This is a genomic window from Streptomyces lancefieldiae, assembly GCF_031845825.1.
Lineage (GTDB): Bacteria > Actinomycetota > Actinomycetes > Streptomycetales > Streptomycetaceae > Streptomyces > Streptomyces lancefieldiae.
The window spans coordinates 180,848-207,626 of the sequence record NZ_JAVRFH010000012.1 but is presented as its reverse complement, the minus strand read 5'-3'; the positions used below and the strand labels follow the sequence as shown (position 1 = coordinate 207,626).

The window sequence follows — 26,779 nt, the reverse complement described above, 5'->3', positions numbered from 1 at the left end:
CGGCCGGTGACGGCCACCGAGAGGGCCTGGCCGCCGGTGAGCGCGCTGGTCGGCGGAGGCCATGGCCTCGGCGAGCCGGGCCCGCGGCACCGAGGGCGTTGGCGAGGCCGAGGACGAGCACGACCGGGCGCCGGCCGTGCCGGTCCGCGAGCCGGCCCACCAGCCCACGGCGGCCAGGGCGAGCCCCGCCCCCGCGCTCATCACCCCCATGGCGGCGTACACCACGGCCCGCGTGCCACCTGGCCGACGGCGAGCGCGCCGCCGGTCGGCCCCGCGGCGGCCAGGGAACCGCTGGTGCGGGCGACGAGCAGCACACTGCCCAACTGGATGGTGGCCGTCGGCAGCCGCCCCAGGAAGGACACGGCCGGCAGCAGCGGCCCGGTCAGGCCGACGACCTCTCGGTACGTCCCCGGCGCGCGGCGCCGGCGCCCGGTGCCCGCCGTACTCCCGGTGCTCCCCATCACTCCCGGTGCTCCCCATCGCTCGAAGCCGGCCACGCGCGCTTACGCCCGTGGAGGGGCCGATGACACGAAAGGCGGCGGGGCGGGTACGTAGGTTTCCATGACACCTGAGCGACCCGCCCCGACGGCGCCCGCGTCTCCCACGGCCCCGGTGGCCCCCCTCGCCACGTACCGGCTCCAACTGCAGCCCGGGTTCCCCTTCCGGGCCGCCGCGGCGGCCGTACCGTACCTGGCCTCGCTCGGTGTGTCGCATCTGCACCTGTCCCCCGTCCTGGAGGCGGTCCCGGGCTCGCTCCACGGCTACGACGTCGTGGACCACGCGCGCGTGCGCGAGGAACTGGGCGGCGAGGAGGGACTGCGGGCGCTGGCGCGCACCGCGCGGGAGCACGGTCTCGGCCTGGTGGCGGACATCGTGCCGAACCACATGGCGATGTCCCCCCGCCACAACCGCGCCCTGTGGGAGGTGCTGCGGGAGGGGCCGAAGTCGCCGTACGCGCGGTGGTTCGACATCGACTGGGAGGCGCAGGGCGGCCAGGTCCTGATTCCGGTCCTCGGTGCCCCGGTCGGTGAGGTACTGGACGAACTCCGGGTCGACGGCGACGTGCTGCGCTACCACGACCACGCCTTCCCGCTCCGGGACGGCACCACTGACCTGCCGTTGCCGCAGCTCCTGGACGCGCAGTGGTACCGGCCGGTGTGGTGGCGGCTGGCCCGCACGGAACTGAACTACCGGCGCTTCTTCAGCATCTCGGAGCTGATCGGGGTGCGGGTGGAGGACCCGGCGGTGTTCGAGGCCACGCACGCCACGATTCTGCGGCTGCTGCACGAGGGCGTGATCGACGGGCTGCGCGTGGACCACCCCGACGGACTCGCCGACCCCGACACCTATCTGCGGCGGCTGCACGAGGCGAGCGGCGGCCGGTGGACGGTCGTGGAGAAGATCCTGTCGGACGGGGAGCGGCTGCCCGCCGCCTGGCCCGTCGCGGGCACGACCGGCTACGACGCGCTGCGCCACGTCGACGGGCTCTTCACGGACCCCGCCGGCTTCGGGGAACTCCTCGGCCAGTACCGCAGGTTCGCCGCCCCGCAGACGGACCGGGGCGGGGACTGGGCGGCGACGGTGCGGCGGGCGGCGTACAAGGTGCTCACCCACGAGCTGGCCACCGAGCTGGACCGGCTGACCCGGGCGGCCCACCGTCTGTGCGTCGCCTCGCCGGAACCCGCGCTGCGCGACCGGGCGCCGTGGGCGCTGCGCACGGCGTTGCGGGAGCTGCTGGTCCGGCTGGAGGTGTACCGGCCGTACGCGTCGGTGGACGCGGCGTCGGTCGTCACCGGGGAAGCGGCGGCCGAGGCGCGGCTCGCGTTCGCGGTGCCGGAGGAGGCCGGTGCGGTGGACGTCGTACGGGGCCTGGTGCTGGGGCGGTACGGAGAGGGGCCCGAGCACGTGGAGTTCGGGACGCGGTTCGCGCAGACCGCGTCGGCGCTGCGCGCCAAGTCGGTGGAGGACACGGCGTTCTACCGTTACGTGCCCCTGCTCTCGGCGACCGAGGTGGGCGGCGATCCGGGCAGTCCGGCCCTGTCGCCGGTAAAGTTCCACGCGTACTGCGCGCGCGTGCAGCGCGACTGGCCCGCGACCGGCACGGTCGTCTCCACCCACGACACCAAGCGCAGCGCCGACGTGCGTGCCGCGCTGGCGGTGCTCACCGAGTGCCCGGAGCGCTGGGCGGACGTTCTGACGGAGGTCACCCGCCCCGGCGAGGTCGTGCCGGACGCACAGGTGGCCTGGGCGGCCTGGCAGACGGTGTTCGGGCTGGGTCCGGCGGACGCGGAGCGCGTGCGGGAGGCGTTGCTGAAGCATGTGCGCGAGGCGGGGATGTACACCAGCTGGACGGAGCGGGAGCCGTCGTACGAGGAGGCGGTGGCCCGGTTCGTGGCGGCGGGACCGTGCGGAGCGCCGGGCGAGCGGGTGGCCGCCTTCCGCGACGCCCTGGAGCCGCACATCCGGGCCAACGTCCTCGGTATCGCCCTGACGCACCTGACGATGCCGGGTGTGCCGGACCTCTACCAGGGCACCGAGGGCGAGTACCTGGCCCTGGTGGACCCGGACAACCGTCGGCCGGTGGCCTTCCCGCCCGCCGACCCCGGGGAGCCCGCCGACCCCGGGGAGCCCGGGGAGCCCGGGGAGCCCGGGGAGCCCGGGGTCAAGGAGGCGGTCACCAGGGCCGCGCTGGCGCTGCGGGCGCGGCGGCCCGACGTCTTCGGCGACGCGGCGACGTACGAGCCGCTGTCCGCCGAGGGCCCCGCGGCGGCGCACTGCGTGGCGTTCGTCCGCTCCGGCGAGGTGCTGACCGCCGTGACCCGGTTGTCGCTGCGGCTGGCTCAGGCCGGCGGCTGGCGCGGGACGACGCTGCCGCTGCCACCGGGCCGGTGGGCCGACACGCTGACGGCCGGACGGGAGTTCGAGGGCCACGCGCGCGTGGAGGAACTCTTCGCCGGTACGCCGGTGGCGCTGCTGGAGCGGGTGGCGCCGCGGGGAGCGGCCGACTGACCCCACCCACGCGGCCGCTCACCGGCCCGGCCGGCTCACTCCTCCGTGTCCAACGCGAACACCGCGCCCGTCCGCGCCGCCATCAGACACGTGTTGGGGAAGGTCTGCCTGTACTCCACCGGCCGTCCCCGCCACTTTCCGCGCGCGTGGGCGGTCACCGGCGCGTGGAGCATCGGGCAGTAGGTGTCCCGCGGCGGGATGTCGGCGATGCGGCCGCCCGCCGTCTCGAGCTCGGCGCAGGCCCGGGCCGCGCGGGCGTGGCCCCGCGGTGGGTCGCACGACAGCAGGGCGCTGCGCGTGGTGCCGGACGGGGCGCCGTCCCGGGTGACCGTGACGAGGAGCCAGTCGTTCGCCGGCTCCCGCTCCGCGGTGGCCTGCGCCGGGGTCGCGCAGGTGACGAGGAGGGCCGCGGCCGCCAGGAGACCGGCCCGTGCCGCTTTGGCCGTGATGAGGTGGGTCATTCCCAGTGCATCGGCACGGCGGCCTGGGAGCCCCAGCCCGGCTCACCCGAACGGCAGCCCGCGGTGGCGCGCCGCCCGGCCAGTTCGAACGCGGCGAGTACGACCCGCGTCTGGTACTCCACCTGGCGTGCCACGGGGATCCAGCGGGCGCCGCAGCCGTCGTGGTAGTCGGCACATCCTTCGTCGACCAGCCGTTCCAGCTCCGGCAGTACGCCGGTCGGATCGCTTCCGGCGCGGGTCACCAACTGGTGCAGCAGTCCCGCGGTGCGCAGGGCCAGGCGCCGCCCCGCGATGCGCAGGGCCACCAGGTGGGCGGTGCTCATGGGCGGGAGGGAGCGGCCCGATCCGTCGTCGGTGTCGGGGTCCCACGCGTCGGCGAGCCTCGGGCACACCAGCAGGTAGTCGTCGACCGGCGCGAGGAGGCGGGCCGCTTCCGGGTCGCCGGCGAGATGGGGGCGGACCCGGGCGAGGACGCGGTGCAGGCGCCGGGTGTCGTGTCTGAGGGTGCGGCTCACGGAGCGCAGCACCGCGTCCCGGTCGGCCGGCGACGAGCCGTCCGCCACGGCGGCCACGCCCCACATGGGCGCTTCGACGACCGCCGTGACGGTGCCGTGGCGCCGCGGGTGGCACCACGTCGACTCGACGGCGGCCTCGGTGATGGCGGCGGTGAGGTCACCGGGGCGGGGCGGTGGGATCCGGTACACGGCGGGGCCGAGATCGGGCCAGTACAGGGTGTCGTAGGCGCCGAGCTCGCGGGGGATGCCGAGCCGGGCCGCGGTGTGGGCGAGGCGCTGGGCGAGGCCCGGCAGGTCGTGGGTCAGCTCGACGAAGGCGCCGCCGACGTCGACGCCGTGCAGGGAGCACTGAAGGAAGGGCCGGAGTTCCTCCTGGAGTGCGAGCAGGGCACGGGTCTCCGGCAGCGCGGCGTGGTCCGGGCCGTCGGGCAGCCACTCGGGCTGCTCCAGGAAGCCGGGCCGGAAGAAGTTCCGGGCGTAGCGGCCGAGGTTGTACGGGCCGGACAGCCAGCCCTCGTTGCGGCGCAGGCCGTCGGGGTCGACGCAGAGCAGCAGGTTCCAGGTGGCGTCGGCGCCCTCGGTGAGCCGGGGGTCGGCCAGGGCCCGCTCGGCCAGCCGCAGGACGGTGGCGCCGCCCACGGGCTCGTTGGCGTGCGGTCCGGCGACGACGAGGGCCTGGCGGCTGCCGTGGCCCACGGAGAGCAGATGCAGCGGGTTGCCCGCGCGCGAGGTGCCGACGCGGCGCAGCCGCGCGTGCCGGGGATGGCGGGCGACCAGTGCGGCCGCCCGGGCACCCAGCTCGTCCACGGTCGGGTAGCACAGGAGGGGCGGCAGGGCACACCTCCACGATCGAGCCGTCGGTTCACCTGGCGTGCGCGGTGTACGCACAGTCAGACACGACTTGGGGGGTACGTCAACACCACGAAAAGCAAAGGGACGTGCCCCATGGAGGCACGGAACACAGAGTGAAGCCCAGGCCAGAACCATGCTGCGGCCGGAGCCGTGCCGCGGCCGGAGCCGTGCTCCCGTTCAGGTCGTCGCGAGGCGGAACGCCATCTGGCCGAAGCCGATCTGGTCGCCCTCGCGGACGACGGCCGCGCCGATGACCCGTCGCCCGTTGACGGTGGTGCCGTTGGTGGAACCGAGGTCGCGCAGCACCCACATGCCGCCCTGGCGGCTGAGCTCGGCGTGCACGCGGGAGACCGTCTCGTGGGTCAGCCGCAGCCCGCTCGCCGGGTCGCGCCCTATGCGCAGCGGAGCACCGGAGCCGGGGTGGGGCAGGAGCAGCTTGGGCAGCCGCTCGGCCTGCCAGGCCCTGCGCAGCCGTACGCCGAATCCCGACACCGCCTCCACGGTGCCGAACACCAGCCGCGACACCCGGCCCTGCGTGGGCAGGTCGGCGGTGAGCACGGCGAGTTCCTCCAGGCGGCGGGCCGCGAACGCCAGCTCCATCCTGTGCATGAACGTGTCGTGCGACAGGCGCCCCATGGCGACGCCGTCCCGCAGTGCCTTCAGCGCCTTGTCGCGCTCCGCGTCGGACAACCGCGCGGGGTACGTGTGGAACTCGAAGGACGACGTCACGCAGGTGATTGTCGGTCAGCCGGGCCGGGGTGTCCAGGAAACGGGAAAAAGGCCGCCACGCGCGCGGTACCGCACGACACCTGCCGCGAACGGGGATTTTCACCAGCGGACTGATCGCTTTTGCTGGACCATGGACGGGCTACATCACGGTGAGCAGACGAAGGGGAACCGTCCGTGCAGTTCGAGGTGTGGGCACCGCAGGCCGGCCGAGTGACGTTGCAGTGCGACGACGCCGCGCGCGCGTTGGAGCAGGATCCCGAGCGGCCGGGGTGGTGGTGCGTCCGGGCCGAGGCGCGGGACGGGTCGCGGTACGGCTTCGCGGTGGACGACGGACCGGTGCTGCCGGACCCGCGCTCGCGCCGGCAGCCGGACGGCCCGGACGGGCTCAGCGCGGTCGTCGACCACGGGCGGTACGCGTGGCGTGCCGAGTGGGCCGGGCGCCCGCTGCCGGGCGGGGTCCTGTACGAGCTGCACGTGGGCACGTACACGCGCGAGGGCACGCTCGACGCCGCCGCCGGGCGGCTCGATCACCTCGCCGCACTGGGCGTCACGCACGTCGAGCTGATGCCCCTGTGCCCCTTCCCGGGCCGGCACGGCTGGGGGTACGACGGGGTCTCGCCGTGGGCGGTCCACGAGCCGTACGGCGGACCGGAGGCTCTGAAACGGTTCGTCGACCGGGCCCACGAACTCGGTCTGGGCGTGGTCCTGGACGTGGTGCACAACCACCTGGGGCCGTCCGGCAACCACCTGCCCGCCTTCGGCCCGTACCTCACCGACACGCACCACACGCCCTGGGGTGCGGCCGTCAACCTGGACGCGCCCGGTTCGGACGAGGTGCGGGCCTTCCTGGTGGACAGCGCGCTCGCGTGGCTGCGGGACTACCGGATCGACGGCCTGCGCCTGGACGCCGTGCACGCCCTCGTCGACACGCGCGCGTGCCACTTCCTGGAGCAGTTGTCGACCGCGGTGGACGACCTCGCCGCCGACCTGGAGCGCCCGCTGTTCCTGATCGCCGAGTCCGACCTCAACGATCCGCGGATCATCACCCCGCGCGCGGAGGGCGGCCTGGGCGTGCACGCGCAGTGGAACGACGACTTCCACCACGCTCTGCACACCGCGCTGACCGGGGAGTCGCAGGGGTACTACGCCGACTTCGCACGCGCTCCGCTGGCGGCGCTCGCCAAGACGCTGACACGGGGCTACTTCCACGACGGCACCTACTCGAGTTTCCGGGGCCGCGGTCATGGCCGCCCGCTGGACCGGGGCAGGCTCGCCGCGCACCGGCTGACCGGCTACAGCCAGACCCACGACCAGGTCGGCAACCGCGCCCAGGGCGACCGCCTGGCGGCGCTGGTCCCCCCCGGCCAGGCGGCCTGCGCGGCCACGCTGACGCTGACCGCGCCGTTCACCCCGATGCTGTTCATGGGCGAGGAGTGGGCGGCGGGGACGCCGTGGCAGTACTTCACCGACCACACCGACCCGGAGCTCGCGGAGGCGGTACGGCGCGGCAGGCGGCGGGAGTTCGCCGCGCACGGCTGGAGGGAGGAGGACGTGCCCGACCCGCAGGACCCGGCGACGCGCGACCGGTCCTGCCTCGACTGGTCCGAGCCGGAACGCGAGCCGCACGCGCGCGTGCTGGCCTGGTACCGGCGGCTGATCGCCCTGCGTCGCGAGCAGCCGGACCTGACCGACCCGGACCTCGCCGACACCAGGGTGGCGTACGACGAAGAGGCCCGCTGGCTTGCCTTCCGGCGCGGGGACATCCGGGTGGTCGTCAACCTGGGCGCCGAACCGGCGGCGATTCCCCTGGGCACCCGCCCCGCGCGCGTCCTCGCCGCGTGGGAGCCCGTGCAGGCGCCGGGTGCGGACGGGATGCTGCGCGTACCGGCCGAGTCGAGCGTGGTCCTTCTGCAGGAGTGACGGGCGCGGCGCTCAGGAGGCGGTGTCGTCCGGTCCGTCCTCGCGCAGTTCCGTCACCCGTTCCAGCAGGATCGGTTCCCAGGCGCGCCGCAGCCGGGTCCTGAGCAGGGACACGGACCCGGCCGTCGGCGCGGACGACCGGCCGAAGAGCGCGTCGGCGAGATGGACGACCGTGTCGCAGCGGGCCAGCCACAGACCTCGCAGGCAGGGGCGGGCGCCGTAGCCGGCGAGGGTGGCGGCGCGGACGGCGGCGGGCGAGCCGACGCAGGCCGCGAGGGCGGCGATGTCCTCGGCCGGGTCGCCGATGACCGCGTCGGCCCAACCGAGGACACCGCGCACCCGGCCGTCGGCGCCGACCACGAGGTGTTCGCCGGCCAGTCCGTGGTGGACGAGGACCGCCGCACCCGACCGGGTGCCTAGCTGGGCGCTCGCCGTCGCGGTGAGCCGTTCCGGCCGCGCGGTGTCGAACTCGTCCGCCTCGGCGAGGCGCCGGGCGGCCCGCTCGGCGGCCCGGCGCAGCGTCTCCAGGGTGCGCGGGGCGGCCCCGGGCACACCGAGCGTCTCGGCCTGGCGGACCGGCACCTCGCGCAGTCCGGTGAGCAGCGCCGCGAGATCCGCCTCGCCGAGGGCCGACACGTGGTGCTCCTCGCCCGATCCGCCGGGCACCTTGGCGTCCAGCGTGTAGGTCAGCCCCGGCGCCCACTCGCCGTGCGCCACGCTCGTCGGCACCGCGACGGAGACGTACGGGCGCACCAGGTCGCGCAGGCGAAGCTCGCGCCGCTGCCGCACCGCGGCCTTGCGGTCGGGTGCCAGGCGCAGCACGTGCCGGGTGCCGACCCACCAGGTGGCGGGCTCGGCGCCAGCGGCGACGGGCCGGACGTCGGGTTCCGTGCCCTCGCCCAGCAGGGTACGGACCAGTCGGCGGACGGTGTCCGTGGTGGGTGTCGGTGCCTGGGTCATGGTCGCGCCGTCGTCTTCCAGGTCTGCCGGGGCGTAAGGGGTCTCTCCGTCGCCGGGTCACTCCACCATGACCATCTCCCGGGTCGTGTCGTTGAGGCGCCGGCCGCCGTCCTCGGTGACCGTGACGATGTCCTCGATGCGTACCCCGAACCGGCCGGGCAGGTAGACGCCGGGCTCGACGGAGAAGCACATGCCGGGCACCAGCGGCTGCTCCTCGCCCTCGATCATGTACGGCGGCTCGTGCGTGGTGACGCCGATGCCGTGCCCGGTGCGGTGGATGAAGTACTCGCCGTACCCGGCGTCGGCGATGACCGCGCGGGCCGCCCGGTCGACCTCCTGGCAGGCGACGCCGGGCCGCACCGCGGCGAAGCCCGCCTCCTGCGCCTCGCGGACCAGGTCGTGCACGCGACGCTCCTCCTCGGTGGGGGCGCCCACGTGGACGGTGCGGGAGGTGTCGGAGCCGTAGCCGTCCTTCAGACCGCCGAAGTCGAGGACGATCATGTCGCCGTCCTGGATGACGCGGTCGCCGACCTCGTGGTGCGGGTTGGCGCCGTTCGGGCCGGAGGCGACGATGGTGAAGTCGACCTGGGAGTGCCCGAACCGCCGCAGCAGGCCGGCGAGGTCGGCGGCGACGTCGGACTCCCGGCGCCCTTGGAAGGAGACGTTTCGGATCTCCTCGAACGCCGCGTCCGCCGCCGCGCCCGCCGCCGCCAGCAGTTCCAGCTCCGCCGCGTCCTTGACGGCGCGCAGCATCGGCAGCGCCTCGGTGAGGGAGGCGTAGGCGGTGCCGGGCAGGGCCCGCTGGAGGGCCAGCAGGTGCAACGCCCACGCGTTGTCGCTGATGCCGAACCGCCCGGAGCCGTCGAGGAGGGCGGCGGTGGCGGCGTAGGGGTCCTTGCCGTCGGTCCAGTCCCGCAGGGTCAGGGCGGGCGCGCCGGCGGCCTTCTCGGCGTCGGGGGCCTCCAGCGTCGGGACGACGAGGACGGGGTCGCGGCCGGGGGCGATGACGAGGAGGGTGAGCCGTTCGGTGGCCGCGGTGGGCGCGTAGCCGGTGAGCCAGACGAGGTCCGGTCCCGGTGCCACCAGCAGTCCGGCCAGTCCGGCGTCGGCGGCCGCGCGGGCGGCGCGTTCCATGCGGGCCCGATAGTCGTCTGCGGTGAAGGGGGCAGGCGCGCTGCCGGCCATCCGGGCCTCCCTGAGCGGTGAAGGAACTGGGCGGTGAAGGAACTGCGGTGAAGGGACTACGGGCAGCATCCTGCCCTCAGCAAGAGGGCGACGCGAGCCGATTGGCATTGATCACCACCACGGCTAATGCTTGGATGCACTACAGGCATTAGCAACGGGGCGCTCGGTTCGGGCGCCCGAGGGAGGCGGCACCGTGCTCGTACTCGCGCACCTCAGCGACCTGCACCTGGACGGCAGCCCGCGGGCGACCGAACGCGCCGAGCGCGTGCGCGACCGCCTGTGGCGGCTGCCGGGGCGGTTGGACGCGCTCCTGGTGACCGGGGACATCGCCGACCACGGCGCGGAGGCGGAGTACGAGGAGGCTGCCCGCATCCTCGGGCTGCGCGACGGCTCCGCGCCGTTCCCCGTGCTCACCTGCCCGGGCAACCACGACAGCCGCGCCCCCTACCGCAAGGCCCTGCTGGGCCTGCCCGCCGCCGACGGGCCGGTCAACGGCGTGCACGTCTTCGACGGCGGGGCGGTCCTGATGTGCGACTCCAGCATCCCGGGGAGCGACGAGGGAGAGCTGGACGGGGAGACGTACGGCTGGATCGAGGACACGCTCGACGAACTCGGCGGCGATCGCCCGGTCGTCCTCGCCTTCCACCACCCGCCGACGACCCTGCACCACCCCCTGCCCGACTCCTACCTGCTGCGCGGCCCCGAACGCCTCGCGGCGCTGCTGGACCGCCGGCCCGAAATCTCCGGGGTGATCACGGGGCACGCCCACACGCCCGCCGCCACCGCGTTCGCCGGGCGGCCCCTGGTCGTCGGGCCGGGAGTGACATGGACCCTGCGGCTGCCCTGGGAGGGCGAGCCGGTCGCGGACCGGGACGCCCCCGTGGGGCTGGCCTACCACGTACTGGACGGCACCGGACGCCTCACGAGCCACTTCCGTACGGTCACGACGGTCACGTGACGACGCCCGGTACGGCCGTCAACTGCTGGTAGCCGCCGCTCTCGTGGCGCACGGTGACCGTGACCTCCTTGCCCGGGCGGGCGCGGGCCACGGCGTGTGCGAGGTCGGCGGCCGAGTCGACGCGGGTCGTGCCGAACGTCAGGAGCACGTCGCCCCGGACCAGGCCCGCCGCGTACCCGGGGCCGGGCACGTGGACGCCCACGACCAGTGCCCCGGGCTTCTCGTCGTCCACGGCCTCGACACCGAGGGTCGCGGCGGGCGGCGCCGGGGACTGACCGGCCGAGGCATGCGCCGGGGCCGACCCACTGCCCGTCGGCACTCCGGCCGCCGGCCCCGGCGCCGACGCTCCCGCCTGCCGTCGGAGTTCGGCGAGCTTGCTCATGCCGACCACCGTGGCGCCCACCGTGCCGAGCCCGGCCCCCGCCAGGAGCAGGACCGTGGCGGCGAACAGGCCGAGCAGGACGGTGGTGAACCGCCGGCGACCCCGGCGCCAGGCCTGCCGACGCCGGGCGGGGTCGGGCTCGGCGCCGGACCCCGGTTCCCGGCCGGGCATCGGCTTGGGACGCAACGCTGTCTGTTCCATGGATCGCCTCCGGCAGGTGCTCTACCCGGCGCACCGGCGGGTGACGAGCCACGAACGAGTGAGACTGAACGGCGGTCGGCGTCGGGAAGACTCCACCAGCGCCGCGGCCCTCCGTCCGGTACCGGTCGCGTCAGCCGAACGCGGACAGTGCGGCGGGCCGCGGGCCGTTCCCCGGAACGCTCCTCGGCACGGGCACGGGCACGGGCACGGCCGGGGCCCGGCCGGGGAGGAAGCCGTGGGTGCGACCGGCCAGGTACTCGGCCTTGTACCGTGCGACGTTCCGGTGCCAGTTGAGGATGCCGGCCATCCAGTTCTGCAGGTCGGTCACATAGCCCCGCATGATCGTCCGTGCCTCCTCCGAGAGCTGGAAGTCGTCGTACACGATGGGCAGTTCATGCGCGACGACATGCTCGAACTGACGCATGCGCTGGTTCATCAGGTCCTGCACGACCGGGAGCGCGGTCGGATAGTCGACGCCGAAGAAGTTCTGCACGACGAGGATCGCGTTGTGGACCTCGCCCTCGTACTCGATCTCCTTCTGGTACGAGAAGACGTCGTTGAGGAGGCACGCGTAGTCGATCGCCGCGTTCTCCAGGGACCGGACGGGACCGGTGCGGTAGACCTCGGGCGGCACGGCCGGGCCGTGTCCGGCGCGGCACAGGCCGAGCGTGAGGTCGGACCCGAAGGTGGCGCGCCGCATCTCCAGGTAGTCCACCGGGTCGGGGACGCGGTTCTGGATCTGGTTGGACAGCTCCCACACCCAGGCTTCCGTCATCGTGTCGACGGCCGTCTTCAGGGGGCGCCGCTCCTCCGGGGTCATGCCGGCGGTGGTGCGCGCCCACAGGTCGATCAGGGAGCGCTCCATGGCGTTGGCGGGCGGCGGGACCGGCTCCCCGTCGAGCGGCATGCAGGCCGACAGGCGGGCCGTGGTGAGCCGGGCGGCGGCCAGGTCCCGGCGGTGGCCGTAGACGAGCGGGTAGTAGTCGTCGCCGTAGGTGCCGAAGGCCAGCCAGCCGGAGGCGAGGTCCAGCTGGTCCTGGGTGGCGTCCGGGTCGAGCCCTGCGGCGCACAGCGGGAGGTCGCAGCTCGCGAGCTTGTCCTCGTCCCAGACCCCCTCGCTCAGGAAGCCCATCCGGTGCGACCACTCGAGCAGGTGCCGCCGGGCACCGTCCAGGGCGGGGCTCAGCTCCAGCGGGAACGGCATGTGGATGTCGGGGATGATCGACGGGCCGACCTTCTGGAAGGGCACGTGCGTGTAGGGGCGCGCCCGCTCGGCGCCCGCCGCGGCGAGCAGCGCGCCGACGTCCGCGGCGGAGGTGCCGGGTCCCGTCAGCGCCTGCCAGGGCGCGGCGCTGCGCGCGCCCTTGTTCATGTACCGGCTGGAGCGCATGTGCCATTCGTGGCCGCCGGACTGCCAGTCCTGGAGGCCTTTGGCGTACGCCCCGACGGCGGCGACCTGGTCCGGGGTCAGGCCGCTCTCCAGGGCCACGGCGGGCACCTCGGTGAACGCGGTGTGCTCGAACTGGTGCAGCCGGGAGGTGAGGACGTCGTTGACCAGCTCGGCGGCCTCCTGGGTGGTGCAGCCGAAGAAGGTCTCCAGCACCAGCACGCCGTTGCTGAGTTCGCCCTCGTCCTCGACCTCACGCTGGTAGGAGAAGAGGTCGTTGCGCAGGTGGACGGCGTCGGAGAACGTCTCCATCAGCACCCTGAGCGGCCTCGTTCCGGCGACGGCGGCGGGCACCTCGGCGGTCGCGTACTCCACGAGTCCGGCCGACCAGGGGGCGCCGCCGACCTTGCGGCGCATCTCGATGTACTCGACCGGGTTGGCGACCCGCCCCTCGTTGATGTTGGACAGCTCCCACAGGGACTCGTTGAGCAGGTGCTCGGTGGCGACGGCGAAACGGCGGCGCCAGTCGGCCGACATCGCCGGCACCGTGCGTGTCCAGAGGTCGGCGAGGCCGGCCTCGACCGGGTTCTCCGGCTCGGGCATCCCGGTGGCGAGGTCCAGCGGCATGAACAGGGGCAGCCGGTCGAGGTGGGCCTTGCCGGCGACTCGGTCCTGGGTGCGTTTGAACTTCTCCAGGAAGTGGTCGTCGAAGAAGAAGACCCACACGTACCAGTCGGTGATGAGGGAGAGCGCCGGGCCGTCGCAGTCGGGGTGGGTGTAGGCGCAGAGCAGGCCGTAGTCGTGCGCGTCGAGGTCGGACTGCTCCCAGACCCCGGATCCCTCCAGCATGCCCATCTCGCGCGCCCACGTGCGCGAATGGGCGCGGGCCTCGTCGAGATGCGGGTTCAGCCGCGCGGGGTGCGGCATGTAGAAGTGCGGGAGTTCGAAGGGCTGTTGCGTCATGGCCGGGGCCCTACCCATGGCCCTCCGGGCACATCCACGGGGCGGGACATGATCACACCATCGCGTGAATCGGGGCGGAATCCGGGAACTTTCGCTCAGCGCCTGACCTGGATCAGCGCATGCGTTCCGCTCGTCCGCCAGCGCTGTTCCCCGCTCGCCTCCAGCGCGGCCTCCGTGTCCGGGGACAGACCGGTGATCACGTCGGACTTCAGGGTGCGCAGCGCGGCGACCGGGCCCGGGAAGTAGGCGGTGACGTCCGCGAAGGAGGTGGTCGGTGGCCACCACCTGTCGCCCACCAGGCGGCGGTAGTTCAGGTCGCCCTTGAGGACGGTGACCGTGGCCGCGGCGAACTCCTCACGCAGGTCGGCGGGCATGTCCGCGTAGGGCAGCGGGGCGCAGGAGAAGGGGTGGGCGCGGACGGTGACGCGGCCGTCGGTCAGCGCGGCCCACAGCCGCCTGCCGTACGCGGCGGCCGCCCCGCCCGCCGCGACGAGCCTTCGCAGCGCGTCGAGCACGTCGGCGGTGGTCGCGTCGGAGACGTAGTACGGATACGGCTTGACGTGCAGGACGGCCCGGTCGACACGTCCCTGGGCGAGGAGGTGCGAGACGAGGAGCAGGTCGGGGACCAGTTCGCGCCCGGCGTTGTCGGCGACGAGGCACAGGGTCCTCGGGCCGGTGGCGGTGCCGCCGGGGCCGGGGGAGGCGGTGACGCCGGGGCCGGAGGCGGTGACGCCGGGGCCGGGGGAGGCGGTGACGCCGGGGCCGGAGGCGGTGACGCCGGGGCCGGTGGGGGCGGAGGTGGGGGCAGTGGCGCGGGAGGCGGTGGCACCGGGGGGCGTGGCGCCAGAGGGGGTGGCACCAGAGAGGGTGGTGCCGGAGGCGGCGGCACCAGAGGGCGTGGCGCCGGAGGTGTCGGTGCCGGAGGTGTCGGTGCCGGAGGGCGCGAGCAGCGACCAGAGCGCGTCGCTGTCGTCGGCGACCAGAGCCCGCGTCTCGTCCCCGGCACCAGGGCCGGTGCCGGTGCCGGTGCCGGACGTGGAGAGGCGGAAGCCGAGGTCCGCGCGGTTGCCCCAGAGCGAGCCGTGCAGCAGGGCGCGGGTCTGCTCGTCGGCGGGCAGGTCGCCGAGGCCGTCGAGCGCGGCGAGTTCCTCGTCCGTCTCCGGGGCGTCGAGTTCCGCGAGTTTGGCGGGCCGGAAGGGATCGACGCCCTGCCAGGCGCCGGGGCCGAAGTGGCCGACGGCGTCGAGGAGCCGCCGGTAGAAATGGCTCTCGGCCCAGAGCCAGGGCACGTCGAACCAGGACCGGCCGACGTACGCGTCCATGCCCCAGGCCGTCCACCGCTCCCGGTCGTGGGCGTCGGCGGGCAGCGGCTCGATCACGCCCTCGGTGCAGTTCGCCAGCAAGGCGTCGAGCGCCCGCTGCCGTTCGGGGTCGTAGGGGAACGCCTCCCGTACCTGCCGGATGATGGCCGGGTGCCGCTCGGCCAGCACGCCGTGGGGGAAGGACCCGGGCTCGTTGCCGAGGATGACGGGAGCGGGCGCGGACGGGGTGTCGGGCATGCGCCTCACCGTATCGCGCGCACCGGGCCGGGAAGGCGGAGCGGAACCGGGCCGTGGCAGGCCGTGGCGGGCTGCCGTGGTGGGTCAGACCGCGCCCGTCTCCCGCTCCAGACGCGCCGCGAGGGTGAGGTAGCGCGCCCGCCGGGTCACCGGCACCGTGCCCCGGATCACGATGTGCCACATCCCGGCCAGGCGGCGGGGCTGCCGCATGGACGGTTCGACGGTGCCGCCCACCACGCGGGTGCCCACGATGGAGCAGACGAGGGTGTGGGCCACGGAGTCGACGTCGATGTCCGGATGCACGTCGGACTGCCGGACGGCATCCAGCAGCCGGGACGCCGCGATCTCCCGCCACTCGGTGAAGGGGTGGGGCAGCGGCGGCCGTACCGCCACTCCCCCGGTGGCGAGCCGCAGCCCGGCCCGCAGGACCGGCCCCTCCTCGCACAGCCGGGCCATGCCGAAGGTCAGGCGCATCAGCGCCTCCAGGGAGGTGTAGCCGCGGCCGTCCAGCTCCGACGCCAGTCGGCGCGCGGTTCGGGACTGGAGCTCCATGATGGCGTGGGCGAGGTCTTCCTTCGCCGCGAAGTGGAAGTACAGGGCGCCCTTGGTGACCCCGGCGTGGGCGACGATGTCGCTCAGGCTGGTCGACTCGTAGCCATGACGGTCGAACAGGTCGGCGGCGGCTCCGAGGATCGTCGCGCGGGTCTGCTCGGCGCGTAGCTGCCTCGCCATCGGATGAACTCTCCTGGGCTGGAACTCAGCAGGCCGGGACGCCCGCCTTAACCCCGTGTATACGATAACTCACCGTCAGGTCGGCCTCCCCGCGACCCTGTGTTCGGCATGGGACCGGTCGGTGGAGCCCTGGTCCGAGCGGCTCGGCGAACCCGGGCCGCCTTCCCCTCCCGCCTCGTTCATCACGATGCGGCACCGACAACTCATCACAGGCCGCTGGTTACTTGACTACCAGCGGTCACACACGGTTTGCTCCGGCCAGGCGAGGTTCACCCGGTTGGCGCACCGACACGCGACTCCGGCCCGACCTCGCCCCGTTCCTCCTGCTCTGCCGCACAGCGAGGTGCCGCGACCCCCATGAGTACAGCTCCCCCACCCGCCCACTCCCCCGGACGCCTGCGCTCCGCGGCCCTCACCGCGGCCGTCTGCCTGCTGGCGGCCGGCTGCTCCGCCCTCGGTGACGAGGACCGCTCGGCCGCGGACGCCGCGGGCGGCTCCGGTGCCGACCGGATGAAGATCGTCATGGTCACCCACGGCGGTGAGGGCGACGCCTTCTGGGACCGGGTGCGCAAGGGCGCCGAGGCGGCGGCCGCCAAGGACGGCGTCGACCTGACGTACGCCGGTGACGCCGACACCGCCGACCAGGCCGATCTGGTGCGGGACGCGATCCGCGACAAGGCCGACGGCATCGCCGTGACCCTGGCCAAACCGCAGGCGATGAAGGGGCCGGTCGCCGAGGCCAATGCGGCCGGCATTCCGGTGGTCGGTCTCAACTCCGGTATGGACGCCTGGCGGTCCACCGGACTCCTGGCGTACTTCGGGCAGGACGAGAGCGTCGCGGGCCGCGCCGTCGGCGACAAGCTGAACGCCCTCAAGGCCCGGCACGCCCTGTGCGTCATCCACGAGCGGGGCAACGTCGCGCTGGAGGCCCGCTGCGCCGGCGTGAAGAAGACCTTCAAGGGCGAGACCGAGATGCTCTACGTCGAGGGCACCGACATGGAGGCGGTGGGCGCGGCCGTCACCGCACGGCTGCGGCAGGACTCCAGCATCGACGAAGTCGTCATGAACGGCGCGGCGTTCGCCCTCGCCGCGGTCGAGTCGGTGGACGAGGCGGGCAGCGGCGCGCACGTCACCACCTTCGACCTCGACGAGGACCTGGTCGCCGCCGTCAAACGCGGGGACGTGCAGTTCGCGGTGGACCAGCAGCCGTACCTGCAGGGCTACCTCGCGGTGGACGCGCTCTGGCTGCACCGCACCAACGGCAACGTCAGCGGCGGCTCCGTGGCGCCCGTCCTGACCGGCCCGGCGTTCGTGACCCGGACGAACGCCGACGCGGTCGCGCGGTACGCCGCCGGCGGCACCCGGTGACCGCTCACCCCGGCCGCCCGCGCCCCCGCACGTCCGCCTCCCTCCCCCACTGACCGCCTAGGACGACGATGTCTGCACGGACAGGTGCCCGGCGCCGCCTCGGCTCCATACGCATCTCCCTGATCCTCCTGGCCCTGGTTCCCGGCGTCACCCTCGCCGCCGTGTGGGGCGTGACGACGATCCAGATGTTCTCGGAGGGCCTGCGGCTGCGGTCGCAGACGGAACTGAGCCGGTCCACCGGGGCGATGGGCACCGAGGCGACGCTCGCGCTGCAGAAGGAGCGCAGCCTGTCGGCCGCGTGGCTGGCCGCACCGGACGGCGGCAGGGCCGCCCTGGACGCCCAGCGGAAGAAGGCGGACGCGGCGATCGCCCAGCTCGTCGGCCAGTCCGACGCGATCGAACGGGCACCCGCCCGGGTCTCGGACCGGCTGTACTCGGTCCTCGGCTCGGTGGCCAGCCTGGAGTACTACCGCGACCAGGTGGACGATCCCAGCGACATCACCGCCGAGCAGGCGCTCGACCAGTACACCTCGATCATCGACGAGCAGATCCACGCCTTCCAGGAGCTCTCCCAGGTCGACGACGGCGACCTCACCTCGCAGGCCGGGCCGCTGGTCGCCCTGGAACACGCCGCGGAGCTGACCTCGCAGGAGGACGCCCGGCTCACGCTGGCCTGGCCGTCCGGCCGGATGGACGACGAGGCGTGGGCGCACTTCGCCCAACTGGCCCACACCCGGCGCTGGCTCGTCCAGGACCAGATCGTCCCCTCCCTGCGCGGCAGCGCGAAGGCGCAGACCGAACGGATCCTGGCGAGCGCCGAGTGGCACACCCTGGGGACCGTGGAGGACGAGGTGCTGGCGGCCCGCGCGGCGGACGGGGAGGGCTGGATCGACCTTCCGGACGCGCGGCAGCGGTGGACCACCGCCATGGAGAAGGTCTCCGACCAGTACGCGGCTCTGATCCGGCAGCAGACGGACGCACTGCTCGACCGCAGCGCCGACGAGGCGGGCGGACTGCTGATCAAGGCCGCCCTCCTCAGCGCGGGCGGCCTGGTCGCCCTGCTGCTGTGCGTCGGCATGTCCTGGCGCATCACCCGCTCGCTGTCCCGACGGCTGCGCGGCCTGCGGCTGGCCACCCTGAGCCTGGCCGAGGAGCGGCTGCCCGACGTGGTGGCCCGGCTGGAGCGGGGCGAGAAGATCGACGTCGAGTCGGCGACCCCGCCACTGGACTACGGGCAGGACGAACTCGGCCAGGTCGCACAGGCGTTCAACGCGGCACAGCGCACCGCCGTGCACACCGCCGTCGAACTCGCCGACACCCGGCGCGGCTTCCAGAAGGTCATCCTGGGCATCGCCCGGCAGAGCCAGAACCTCGTCAACATGCAGCTCGGCAAGCTGGACGCCCTCGAACGCGAGCACACCGACCCCGAGATCCTCAAGGGGCTGTACGAACTGGACTCCACGGCGAGCCAGTTGCGCCGCTACGAGGAGAACCTGGTCATCATCAGCGGTGAGCAGCCCCGGCGCAGCTGGCGCGAGCCCGTCGCGCTGGTCGACATCCTGCGCAGCGCCGTCGGCGAGGTCGCCGAGTACCGGCGCGTGGAGCTGCACACCGACGAGGAGGTGGCCCTCGCCCCGCCCGCGGTGGCCGACGTGATCCACCTGCTCGCCGAGCTCATCGACAACGCGACGGCGTACTCCCCCGCGCCCCACCCCGTCGGGGTGCGCGCGGCGATGGCGGCCAAGGGCCTGGCCGTCGAGATCGAGGACCGCGGACTCGGACTGTCCCAGGAGGACTACGCCTCGTTCAACGCCCAGTTGGCGGTCGAACCGCAGTTCGACGTGGTGGCGCTCGCCGACGACCTGCGGCTCGGCATGTTCGTCGTGGCCCGTCTCGCGCACCGGCACGGCATCACCGTCACGCTGCGTCCGTCCCCGTACGGCGGGACCACGGCGATCGTGCTGATCCCCCACGACATCGTGGTGCCCGAGCCCCTCGACGGGTCCGCAGAGCCCACCGAGCGTTCCGGGGCCGCCGAGCGTTCCGGGGCCGCCGACGTGGCGACCGGTGAGGCGAACCCGGCGAGCCTCGCGTCTGCCGTGGCCTGCGCGTATCCCGTGTCCGAGGCCGGCCCGGCCTCCGGGAAGCGGTCCGTACGGCCGGCGCGGTCCGTACCGGCGAGCCGGCCCGGGGTCCCCTCCCCGGCCGCCTCCGCCACCGAGCGGGACGGCCCGGCCCCACTGCCCCGCCGGGTGCCGCAGACCAGCCTGGCCGCCGAACTGCGCGGCGAGGACCCGGTGACCGGTCCGGACGGCCTGGACGGCCCGCCCGGCTGGGGCGGCGACCACGCCGAGTTCACCGCCGAGCGCGCCGCATCCTCCCTCGCGGGCTTCCAGCGCGGCACGCTGCGCGCCCAGGCCCACGCGGCCGACGACGCCCACGCCGCCGACGACACGGACACCGGCACCGCCACAGCCGTCACCGCCACCGCCACCTCCCCCCTCTCGACCCCGAACGCCGAACGCCGAACGCCGACGAAGGACACGCGATGACCCGACCCTCCCCCGCCACGCACACCGAGCTGGATCAGTTGCTCACCGGACTCGTGGAGCGGGTCGCCGACGTGAACCAGGCCGTGGTGCTCTCCGAGGACGGGCTGGTCGTCAGCAAGTCCACCGGATTCCTGCGCGACGACGCCGAGCGGCTGGCGGCGACCGCGTCCGGCCTGATGAGCCTCAGCAAGGGCGTCAGCATGGACTTCCGCGGCGGCCCGGTCCGCCAGGCACTCATCGAGATGGCCAACAGCTACCTCATACTCACCTCCGCGGGCCCCGGCGCGCACCTCGTCGTGCTCACCGGATCCCACGCGGACGTCGGTGTGGTGGCGTACCAGATGAACATGCTGGTGAAGAAGATCGGCGAGCACCTGAGCGCGGCACCGCGGGCCACCGCCGGCACCGGCGAGTGACGTGACCGGAGGCGACGCGGGGGGCCGGCTCGTGCGGCCGTTCACCCTCACCGGCGGACGGACCCGGCCCAGCCGCGCCGACTTCACCCTCATCACCACGGTGACCGCGGTCGATCCGCAGCCCGCCCGGGCCGCGCGACCGCAGCCGGAACACCTGCGGATCCTGCGGCTGTGCGCCGAGCCCGTCGCCGTGGCGGAGGTCGCCGCCCGCCTCGACCTGCCGGTGAGCGTGGTCGTCATCCTCCTGTCGGACCTGCTGGAGGCCGGCCGGATCACCGCCCGGCCACCGCACCTCGTCAACCGCACCACTCCGGACCTGGACCTCCTGCAGAAAGTGAGGGACGGCCTTGGCCGGCTCTGACCGCGCCGCTCCGGCGCCCACGGCACCCGCACCCGCACCCGCACCCGAAGCCGTGAAGATCCTGATCGCCGGTGGTTTCGGCGTCGGCAAGACCACCCTGGTCGGGTCGGTCAGCGAGATCGCCCCGCTGCGCACCGAGGAACCACTGACCACGGCGGGGCTGGACGTCGACGACCTCGCCGGCATCGAGGAGAAGCGGGCCACGACCGTGGCCCTCGACTTCGGGCGGATCAGCATCGGCCGGGAGCTGGTGCTCTACCTGTTCGGCACGCCCGGCCAGCAGCGGTTCTGGTTCATGTGGAACGACCTGGCGATCGGTGCCCTCGGGGCCGTGGTCCTGGTCGACGTCCGCAGGCCCGAGTCGAGCTTCGCCGCCATCGACTTCTTCGAGCGGCGGGGCATTCCGTTCGTCGTCGGCGTCAACGGCTTCCACGGACGGCACCCGTACCCGGCCGCGGAGATCCGGGAGGCCCTGGCGCTGCCGGAGCACGTACAGGTGCTGTTGTGCGACGCGCGGGACCGGGCCTCCTGCCGGGACGTCCTCATCGCTCTGATCGACCAGTTGATCGACGCCGCGGCCGGGGCCGCGGCGTCGTGACCGTCAGGCGAGACCAGCGGACTCCAGCCACTCCTTGGCGACGTCCAGCGGGTCCTTCTTGTCCAGCTGGACCTGAGCGTCGAGGTCGAGGAGCGTCTTCGTGTCCAGCTTGGCGGAGACGGCGTTGAGCGCGTCGACGCCCTCCTGGGAGAGTCCCTCCTTGTGGACCAGCGGTGTCACGTTCGCGAACCCGAAGAGGTTCTCGGGGTCCTTCAGGACGACGAACTTCTCCTTGATGATCGTCGGGTCGGTGGTGAAGACGTCCGCCACCTGCACGGTGTTCTTGGTCAGCGCCGACTGGGTCAGCGGCCCGCCCGCGTCGAGCGCCTTGAAAGACTTGAACTTCAGGCCGTACACGGACTCCAGGCCCTTGAGGCCCTGCTGCCGGGTCTGGAACTCGGGCGAACCGCCGATCACCAGCTCCGGCGCGATGTCCTTGAGGTCGGCGAGGGTCGATTCGGCGGTGAGGCCGTGCTTCTTCGCGGTCTCGGCGTTGACGCTGACCGAGTCCTTGTTCTCGGCCGGTGACGACTCCAGCAGCGTCAGCTTCTTGTCGAGCCTGGCCTTCACCGCCTCGTTCACCGCCTCGGGGGACTTCTGTGCGGCCTTGCTGTCGAGGTAGGCCAGCAGGGAGCCGTTGTACTCCGGCAGCACCGTGACCGAGCCGTTCTCCATCAGGCCGTAGGTCGTCTCGCGGCTGCCGATGTTGTGCTGGTAGGTGACCTTGAGGCCCTTGGCCTTGAGCGCCTCGCCGTAGATGTCGGCGAGCAGGGTGCTCTCGGCGAAGTTGTTCGAGCCGACGACGACGGTACCGGCCTCGGCCTTCTCTCCCGCCAGGGGGTCGTCGGAGGTGTCACTGGAGGAGGAACAGCCCGCGAGCAGCGCCGCCGCGGCGGTGAGCGCGACGGCCGCCGCGCCGGTGTGCCTCGTCCTGGACCAGCTGCTCTTCGCGGTAGAAGTCATCCACCGATCCAAACGAGCCACTTGTCAGTCAGTCAAGAACAGCCTGGTTACGTTTTCTTGCACGGCTGGGTCCGGGCGTCAGCGCCTGCGTACTCCCGGGGACACCGCCAGCCGTTCCGCCGCCCAGAACACGGCGAGCGTGACGAGCGCCAGGACGGCCACCAGAGTGGCGCCGCCGACCACCTTCTCGTAGTTCCGCTGGTAGAGCCCGTCGATGATGTACCGGCCGAGCCCGCCGAGACTGACGTACGCGGCGATGGTCGCCGTCGAGACGACCTGGATGGCGGCCGAGCGCAGTCCGCTGAGGACCAGGGGCAGGGCGACGGGCAGTTCGACCCGGAACAGGATGTGCGACTCGCGCATGCCCATGCCCCGCGCGGCGTCCACCGGGGAGGGGTCGACAGAGCGGACCGCCTCGTAGGTGGTGACCAGGATCGGCGGGATCGCGAGCACGACCAGCGGGATCATCACGGGCAGCAGGCCGATGCCGACCACGACGGCGATCAGCACCAGCAGACCGAAGCTGGGCAGCGCGCGGGCGGCGGTGGCGACGAAGGCGACGGCGTTGCCGCCGCGCCCGGTGTGTCCGGTCAGCAGCCCGGCGGGCAGGCCGATCGCGGCGGCGAGGCCGAGGGCCATCAGCGTGTACTGGACGTGTTCCAGCAGGCGCTGCGGGATGCCGTCGTAGCCGTTCCAGTGGGCGCTGTCGCTGAAGAAGGCGTTGACGAAGTGGAGTACGTTCACCGGGCCGACACCTCCTCGGGCTCGGGCCGCTCGTGCCGCACGGCGGCGTCCTTGGGGCGCCCGCCCCTGCCGCGCGGCATCCACGGCGTCAGCAGGTTCCGGACCAGGACGAGCGCCGCGTCGCACAGGATCGCCAGGACGGCCGTCGTGAGGACGGAGTTCACCGCCAGCTCCGGCCGGCCGTACTTCTGGGCGTCCGCGAGCAGGTTGCCGAGGGCGCCCTGGTTGCCGATGAGGGCGCCGACGCTGACCAGGGAGATGCTCGACGCCGTGGCCACCCGCAGTCCGGCGAGGATCGCGGGAACGGCGATCGGCAACTGCACCTGCAGATAGCGCCGCAGCGGCCCGAAGCCCATGGCGGTGGCGGCGGCCAGGGTCTCGCCGGGCACCGACCGTACGCCGTCGACGATCGCCGGAACGAGCACCACCAGGCTGTACACGGCCAGCGGGATCATCACCGTCAGCTCGGTCTGGCCGGTGTAGTCGATGAGGACGACGAAGACGGCCAGCGACGGGATGGCGTAGAAGACGGTCGTCACGCCGAGGACGGGCGGGTACAGCCAGCGGAACCGCACACAGAGCTGGGCGATGGGCAGCGCGAGCAGCAGCCCGGCCAGGACCGGCAACAGCGCCTCGCGCAGATGCAGCCCGATCAGGCCGGAGTAGGTGTTGCCGAGGTCGCTCGGGATGTCGAAGAAGCCGTTCACGGGGCGACCTTGGTGACGTCGGCGGACCCCGCGACCTGCGCGTCGCCGGTCTGGGCGTCGCCGGTCTGCTCGTCTCCTGTCTGCGCCTCACCGGTCCCCGCGTCGCCGGTGCCCCCGGTGCCGTGGGCGGTGCGGATCGCCTCGCCGATGGCCTGCTGGGAGACGACGCCCGCCACCCGTCCGTCGGCGTCCACCGCGACGGCCCAGCCGGTGGGCGAGAGCACGGCGCAGTCGAGGGCGGCCCGCAGCGAGTCGGTGCCGGGCACGAACGGCCGCCCGTACGACAGCAGCCGTCGCGGCACGATGTCCCCGGCGGTCAGGTCCCGCGGCTCGGCCCAGCCCAGCGGCCTGCCGTCCGCGTCGGTCACCAGCAGGTAGGGGGCGTCCGGCGCGGCGAGCTGCTCGGCCGTGGCATCGAGACGGACGACCGGACCGGTCGTCAGCTCCAGGCCGGCGGAGGGGAAGAAGGACAGCCGCCGGATGCCGCGGTCGGCGCCGAGGAAGTCCTCGACGAAGTCGTCGACGGGGTCGGACAGCAGCTCCGCGGGCGGCGCGAACTGGGCGAGCCGGCCGCCGGTGCGCATCACCGCGACCATGGTGCCCAACTTGATGGCCTCGTCGATGTCGTGCGTGACGAAGACGATGGTCTTGCCCAGTTCGCCCTGGATGCGCAGGAGTTCGTCCTGGAGTCCCTTGCGGACCACGGGGTCGACGGCGGAGAACGGCTCGTCCATGAGGAGCACGGGCGGGTCCGCGGCCAGTGCCCGCGCGACGCCGACCCGCTGTTGCTGGCCGCCGGAGAGCTGGTACGGGTACCGCTTGCCGAGGGAGGCGTCGAGCCCCACCCGCTCCATCAACTCCGCCGCCCGGTCACGGGACTTCTGCCTGCCCCAGCCGAGCATGCGGGGCACCGTGGCGATGTTGTCGAGGATCGTCCGGTGCTGGAACAGCCCGGCGTTCTGGATGACGTATCCCATCGACCGGCGCAGCGTGGTGACCGGCTGCTGCTGGAGGTCCGCGCCGTCGAGGAGGATGGTGCCCTCGGTGGGCTCGACCATTCTGTTGATCATCCGCAGGGTCGTCGTCTTGCCGCAGCCCGAGGGGCCGACGAGGACCGTGATCGCGCGGTCGGGTATGTCCAGCGACAGCCGGTCGACCGCCACGGTGCCGTCCGGGTACCGCTTGGTGACTGAATCGATCCGTATCAAAACGCCGAATGCCCTTCGGGTCTGGCAGAAGCTGCCCGCTCCGGCCGCGGTCGGTGGGGCCGTCGCCGGTCGAGTGTAAACGGCGGACCCGCGGGGCCCGTTGGTCCGGAGCGACTCCTTCCCGCTGTCCGGGCGTTCACACCGAAGCCCCGCCGCGCTCCTCCCCGCCCCGCCCGACGGGCCGGATCAGCTCTCGGCGGGCGTCAGCCGCAGCGCGATGCTGTTGATGCAGTACCGCTGGTCGGTCGGGGTCGGATACCCCTCACCCTCGAACACGTGCCCGAGGTGCGACCCGCACCGTGCGCACCGCACCTCCGTGCGCACCATCCCGTGGGACCGGTCCGCGATCAGCTCGACCGCGTCGGTGTCCTTCGGATCGAAGAAGGACGGCCAGCCGCAGTGCGACTCGAACTTGGTGGTGGAGGTGAACAGTTCGGCGCCGCAGGCGCGGCAGGAGTAGACGCCCTCGGTCTTGGTGTCGGTGTACTCACCGGTGAAGGCCGGCTCCGTGGCGGCCTGGCGCAGCACGGCGTACTCGGCCGGGGCCAGTTCCGCGCGCCACTGCTCGTCCGGCTTCTCGACGTCGTACGACATGAGTCCTCAGCCCCTTACTTCGACAGCTCGTCCAGGATGCGCGGTCCGAGGTCGGTGACGTCGCCCGCGCCCATGGTGAGAACGAGATCACCGGCCTTGGCCATTCCCGCGACCACCGCGGGTGCCTGGTCCTTGTCGTGGACCGGCGTGACGTCCGCGCCGGCGGCGCGGGCCGCCTCGATGATCAGAGCACTGGTGACGCCCGGGATCGGGTCCTCGCGGGCGGGGTAGACGTCGAGGACGACCGACGCGTCCGCCAGGGACAGGGCCTGGCCCATCTCCTTGCCCAGCTCCTGGGTGCGGGAGAAGAGGTGCGGCTGGAAGAGGACCAGGATGCGGGCGTCGCCGACCGCGGCGCGCATGGCCTCCAGGTCCGCGGTCATCTCGGTGGGGTGGTGCGCGTAGGAGTCGACGACCTGGACGCCCGCCGCCTCTCCCTTGAGCTGGAGGCGCCGCTTGACGCCGGTGTAGGCGGCCAGCGCGGGGGCCAGTTCGGCGGCGGGGACGCCCAGGGCGGCGCCCGCGGCGAGGGCGGCGACCGCGTTGTGGGCGTAGTGGCGGCCGGGGACGGAGACCGCGAAGGTCAGCTCCGTGCCGTCCATCACCACGGTGACCTCGCTCTTCAGGCCCTGCGGGACGACCGACAGGATGCGCACGTCGGCGTCCTCGGACTCCCCGTACGTCACCGTCCGCACCGACCCGGCCAGTCGGCGCGTCAGCTCCCGGGCGCCCTCGTGGTCGGCGGCGATCACCAGGGTGCCGCCGGGGACGATCTTCCCGGCGAAGGTCTCGAAGGACTCGTAGATCTCGTCCATCGAGGCGTAGTTGGCGTGGTGGTCGAGCTCCACGTTGAGGACGATGGCGACCTCGGGGGCGTACTTGTGGAAGCTGCGGTCGCTTTCGTCCGCCTCGGCGACGAAGATCTCGCCGTCGCCGTGCAGCGCGTTGGAGCCGGGGGCGTCCAGGTCGCCGCCGATCGCGTACGACGGGTTCCGGCCCAGCTCGGACAGGGAGACCGCCAGCATCGAGGTGGTGGTGGTCTTGCCGTGCGTGCCGGCGACGGCGATCGGACGCAGGCCGTTCATCAGGGCGGCGAGGGCGTCCGAGCGGTGCACGACCGGAATGCCCAGCTCGGCGGCGCGGGCCAGCTCCGGGTTGTCCTCGCGGATCGCCGACGACACGACCACGCAGCTCGCGTCGTCGGCGAGGTGCTCCGCGGCGTGCCCGATGTGCACGGTCGCGCCGAGCGCGCGCAGGGCCTCGGCGGTCGCGGAGTCCTTGGCGTCACTGCCCGCCACCGCGGCCCCGCGCTGGGCGAGGATCTTCGCGATGCCCGACATTCCGGCGCCGCCGATGCCGATGAAGTGCGGTCGGTCCATGGCGGTAGGAAGGCCGGGTGCCATGCGCTGTTCTCCCCAGAGTGCGACGAGTGGTACGACGGGTGGTACGACAGGT

At 73.3% G+C, this 26,779-nt stretch carries 24 protein-coding genes; 8 read left to right on the top strand and 16 right to left on the bottom strand.

Annotated features, from left to right (window positions below; genetic code table 11):
• Nucleotides 1–200: 200 nt before the first annotated feature.
• Nucleotides 201–461, bottom strand: coding sequence for a hypothetical protein (locus RM812_RS15260; RefSeq protein WP_311573075.1), 261 nt, complete (start codon nt 459–461; stop codon nt 201–203).
• A gap of 100 nt (nt 462–561) precedes the next feature.
• On the opposite strand from RM812_RS15260, the gene treY reads away from it, so the two are divergent.
• The gene (gene treY, locus RM812_RS15255) at nt 562–3,009 is read left to right on the top strand and encodes a malto-oligosyltrehalose synthase (RefSeq protein ID WP_311573074.1); all 2,448 of its coding nucleotides are present in this window, start codon (nt 562–564) and stop codon (nt 3,007–3,009) included.
• Nucleotides 3,010–3,044: 35 nt separating this feature from the next.
• Here the strand turns inward: treY and RM812_RS15250 are convergent, their stop codons facing one another.
• From RM812_RS15250 to RM812_RS15240, 3 genes are all read right to left on the bottom strand, one after another.
• Nucleotides 3,045–3,470 carry an SSI family serine proteinase inhibitor gene (locus RM812_RS15250; RefSeq protein ID WP_311573073.1) on the bottom strand — a complete coding sequence of 142 codons (426 nt, stop codon included), beginning with the start codon at nt 3,468–3,470 and terminating at the stop codon, nt 3,045–3,047.
• Entirely contained in the window at nt 3,467–4,792 is a 1,326-nt protein-coding gene (locus RM812_RS15245) for a M14 family zinc carboxypeptidase (RefSeq protein ID WP_311573072.1), read from the bottom strand. Before RM812_RS15245 ends, RM812_RS15250 begins: the two co-directional genes overlap by 4 nt.
• Before the next feature lie 222 nt (nt 4,793–5,014).
• The gene (locus RM812_RS15240; RefSeq protein ID WP_311573071.1) at nt 5,015–5,566 is read right to left on the bottom strand and encodes a DUF1707 and FHA domain-containing protein; all 552 of its coding nucleotides are present in this window, start codon (nt 5,564–5,566) and stop codon (nt 5,015–5,017) included.
• Between the two features lie 174 nt (nt 5,567–5,740).
• Here RM812_RS15240 and treZ point away from each other — a divergent pair, with 174 nt between their 5' ends.
• Nucleotides 5,741–7,486, top strand: coding sequence for a malto-oligosyltrehalose trehalohydrolase (treZ, locus tag RM812_RS15235; RefSeq protein ID WP_311573070.1), 1,746 nt, complete (start codon nt 5,741–5,743; stop codon nt 7,484–7,486).
• Nucleotides 7,487–7,498: 12 nt separating this feature from the next.
• On the opposite strand, the gene RM812_RS15230 is transcribed toward treZ, so the two are convergent.
• Together RM812_RS15230 and RM812_RS15225 are read right to left on the bottom strand one after the other, a co-directional pair.
• Nucleotides 7,499–8,446 (bottom strand): phosphotransferase family protein, encoded by a 948-nt coding sequence (locus RM812_RS15230; RefSeq protein ID WP_311573069.1) that lies wholly within the window; start codon nt 8,444–8,446, stop codon nt 7,499–7,501.
• 57 nt (nt 8,447–8,503) lie between these two features.
• Complete coding sequence (locus tag RM812_RS15225; RefSeq protein ID WP_311573068.1) at nt 8,504–9,631, bottom strand: aminopeptidase P family protein; 1,128 nt, start codon at nt 9,629–9,631, stop codon at nt 8,504–8,506.
• Nucleotides 9,632–9,824: 193 nt separating this feature from the next.
• Between RM812_RS15225 and RM812_RS15220 the strand changes: the two genes are divergently transcribed.
• The gene (locus tag RM812_RS15220; RefSeq protein WP_311573067.1) at nt 9,825–10,589 is read left to right on the top strand and encodes a metallophosphoesterase; all 765 of its coding nucleotides are present in this window, start codon (nt 9,825–9,827) and stop codon (nt 10,587–10,589) included.
• On the opposite strand, the gene RM812_RS15215 is transcribed toward RM812_RS15220, so the two are convergent.
• The 4 genes from RM812_RS15215 to RM812_RS15200 form a co-directional block, all read right to left on the bottom strand.
• Nucleotides 10,582–11,172, bottom strand: coding sequence for a PDZ domain-containing protein (locus RM812_RS15215; protein ID WP_311573066.1), 591 nt, complete (start codon nt 11,170–11,172; stop codon nt 10,582–10,584). The two genes, RM812_RS15220 and RM812_RS15215, sit on opposite strands and share 8 nt — an antisense overlap.
• 130 nt (nt 11,173–11,302) lie before the next feature.
• Entirely contained in the window at nt 11,303–13,522 is a 2,220-nt protein-coding gene (gene cyc2 / locus RM812_RS15210) for a germacradienol/geosmin synthase Cyc2 (RefSeq protein ID WP_311573065.1), read from the bottom strand.
• Between the two features lie 95 nt (nt 13,523–13,617).
• On the bottom strand, nt 13,618–15,081 hold the full coding sequence (locus RM812_RS15205) for an ARMT1-like domain-containing protein (protein ID WP_311573064.1): 1,464 nt from the start codon (nt 15,079–15,081) through the stop codon (nt 13,618–13,620).
• 84 nt (nt 15,082–15,165) lie between these two features.
• On the bottom strand, nt 15,166–15,813 hold the full coding sequence (locus tag RM812_RS15200) for a ScbR family autoregulator-binding transcription factor (RefSeq protein ID WP_311573063.1): 648 nt from the start codon (nt 15,811–15,813) through the stop codon (nt 15,166–15,168).
• 357 nt (nt 15,814–16,170) lie between these two features.
• Between RM812_RS15200 and RM812_RS15195 the strand changes: the two genes are divergently transcribed.
• The 5 genes from RM812_RS15195 to RM812_RS15175 all read left to right on the top strand — a co-directional run bounded on the left by RM812_RS15195 (nt 16,171) and on the right by RM812_RS15175 (nt 21,108).
• Nucleotides 16,171–17,181: a substrate-binding domain-containing protein gene (locus RM812_RS15195; protein ID WP_311573062.1), complete on the top strand. Its 1,011-nt coding sequence runs from the start codon at nt 16,171–16,173 to the stop codon at nt 17,179–17,181.
• Between the two features lie 68 nt (nt 17,182–17,249).
• Nucleotides 17,250–19,733, top strand: a complete 2,484-nt coding sequence (locus tag RM812_RS15190) for a sensor histidine kinase (RefSeq protein ID WP_311573061.1) — start codon at nt 17,250–17,252, stop codon at nt 19,731–19,733.
• Nucleotides 19,730–20,149, top strand: a complete 420-nt coding sequence (locus RM812_RS15185) for a roadblock/LC7 domain-containing protein (protein WP_311573060.1) — start codon at nt 19,730–19,732, stop codon at nt 20,147–20,149. The genes RM812_RS15190 and RM812_RS15185 overlap by 4 nt, the downstream gene beginning before the upstream one ends.
• Before the next feature lies 1 nt (nt 20,150).
• Nucleotides 20,151–20,510: a DUF742 domain-containing protein gene (locus RM812_RS15180; RefSeq protein ID WP_311573059.1), complete on the top strand. Its 360-nt coding sequence runs from the start codon at nt 20,151–20,153 to the stop codon at nt 20,508–20,510.
• A complete protein-coding gene (locus RM812_RS15175) occupies nt 20,497–21,108 on the top strand; it encodes a GTP-binding protein (RefSeq protein ID WP_311573058.1) in 612 nt (203 codons plus the stop codon). The genes RM812_RS15180 and RM812_RS15175 overlap by 14 nt, the downstream gene beginning before the upstream one ends.
• Nucleotides 21,109–21,111: 3 nt before the next feature.
• Here the strand turns inward: RM812_RS15175 and RM812_RS15170 are convergent, their stop codons facing one another.
• The 6 genes from RM812_RS15170 to murC all read right to left on the bottom strand — a co-directional run bounded on the left by RM812_RS15170 (nt 21,112) and on the right by murC (nt 26,727).
• Nucleotides 21,112–22,071 carry an ABC transporter substrate-binding protein gene (locus tag RM812_RS15170; protein ID WP_311573057.1) on the bottom strand — a complete coding sequence of 320 codons (960 nt, stop codon included), beginning with the start codon at nt 22,069–22,071 and terminating at the stop codon, nt 21,112–21,114.
• A 78-nt stretch (nt 22,072–22,149) separates the two neighbouring features.
• Nucleotides 22,150–22,815 (bottom strand): ABC transporter permease, encoded by a 666-nt coding sequence (locus tag RM812_RS15165; protein ID WP_311573056.1) that lies wholly within the window; start codon nt 22,813–22,815, stop codon nt 22,150–22,152.
• Nucleotides 22,812–23,522: an ABC transporter permease gene (locus RM812_RS15160; RefSeq protein ID WP_311573055.1), complete on the bottom strand. Its 711-nt coding sequence runs from the start codon at nt 23,520–23,522 to the stop codon at nt 22,812–22,814. Before RM812_RS15160 ends, RM812_RS15165 begins: the two co-directional genes overlap by 4 nt.
• Nucleotides 23,519–24,730 carry an ABC transporter ATP-binding protein gene (locus RM812_RS15155; RefSeq protein WP_311573054.1) on the bottom strand — a complete coding sequence of 404 codons (1,212 nt, stop codon included), beginning with the start codon at nt 24,728–24,730 and terminating at the stop codon, nt 23,519–23,521. Before RM812_RS15155 ends, RM812_RS15160 begins: the two co-directional genes overlap by 4 nt.
• Before the next feature lie 186 nt (nt 24,731–24,916).
• A complete protein-coding gene (msrB, locus tag RM812_RS15150; protein ID WP_311573053.1) occupies nt 24,917–25,324 on the bottom strand; it encodes a peptide-methionine (R)-S-oxide reductase MsrB in 408 nt (135 codons plus the stop codon).
• A 14-nt stretch (nt 25,325–25,338) separates the two neighbouring features.
• Complete coding sequence (gene murC, locus RM812_RS15145; protein WP_311573052.1) at nt 25,339–26,727, bottom strand: UDP-N-acetylmuramate--L-alanine ligase; 1,389 nt, start codon at nt 26,725–26,727, stop codon at nt 25,339–25,341.
• Nucleotides 26,728–26,779 lie beyond the last annotated feature (52 nt).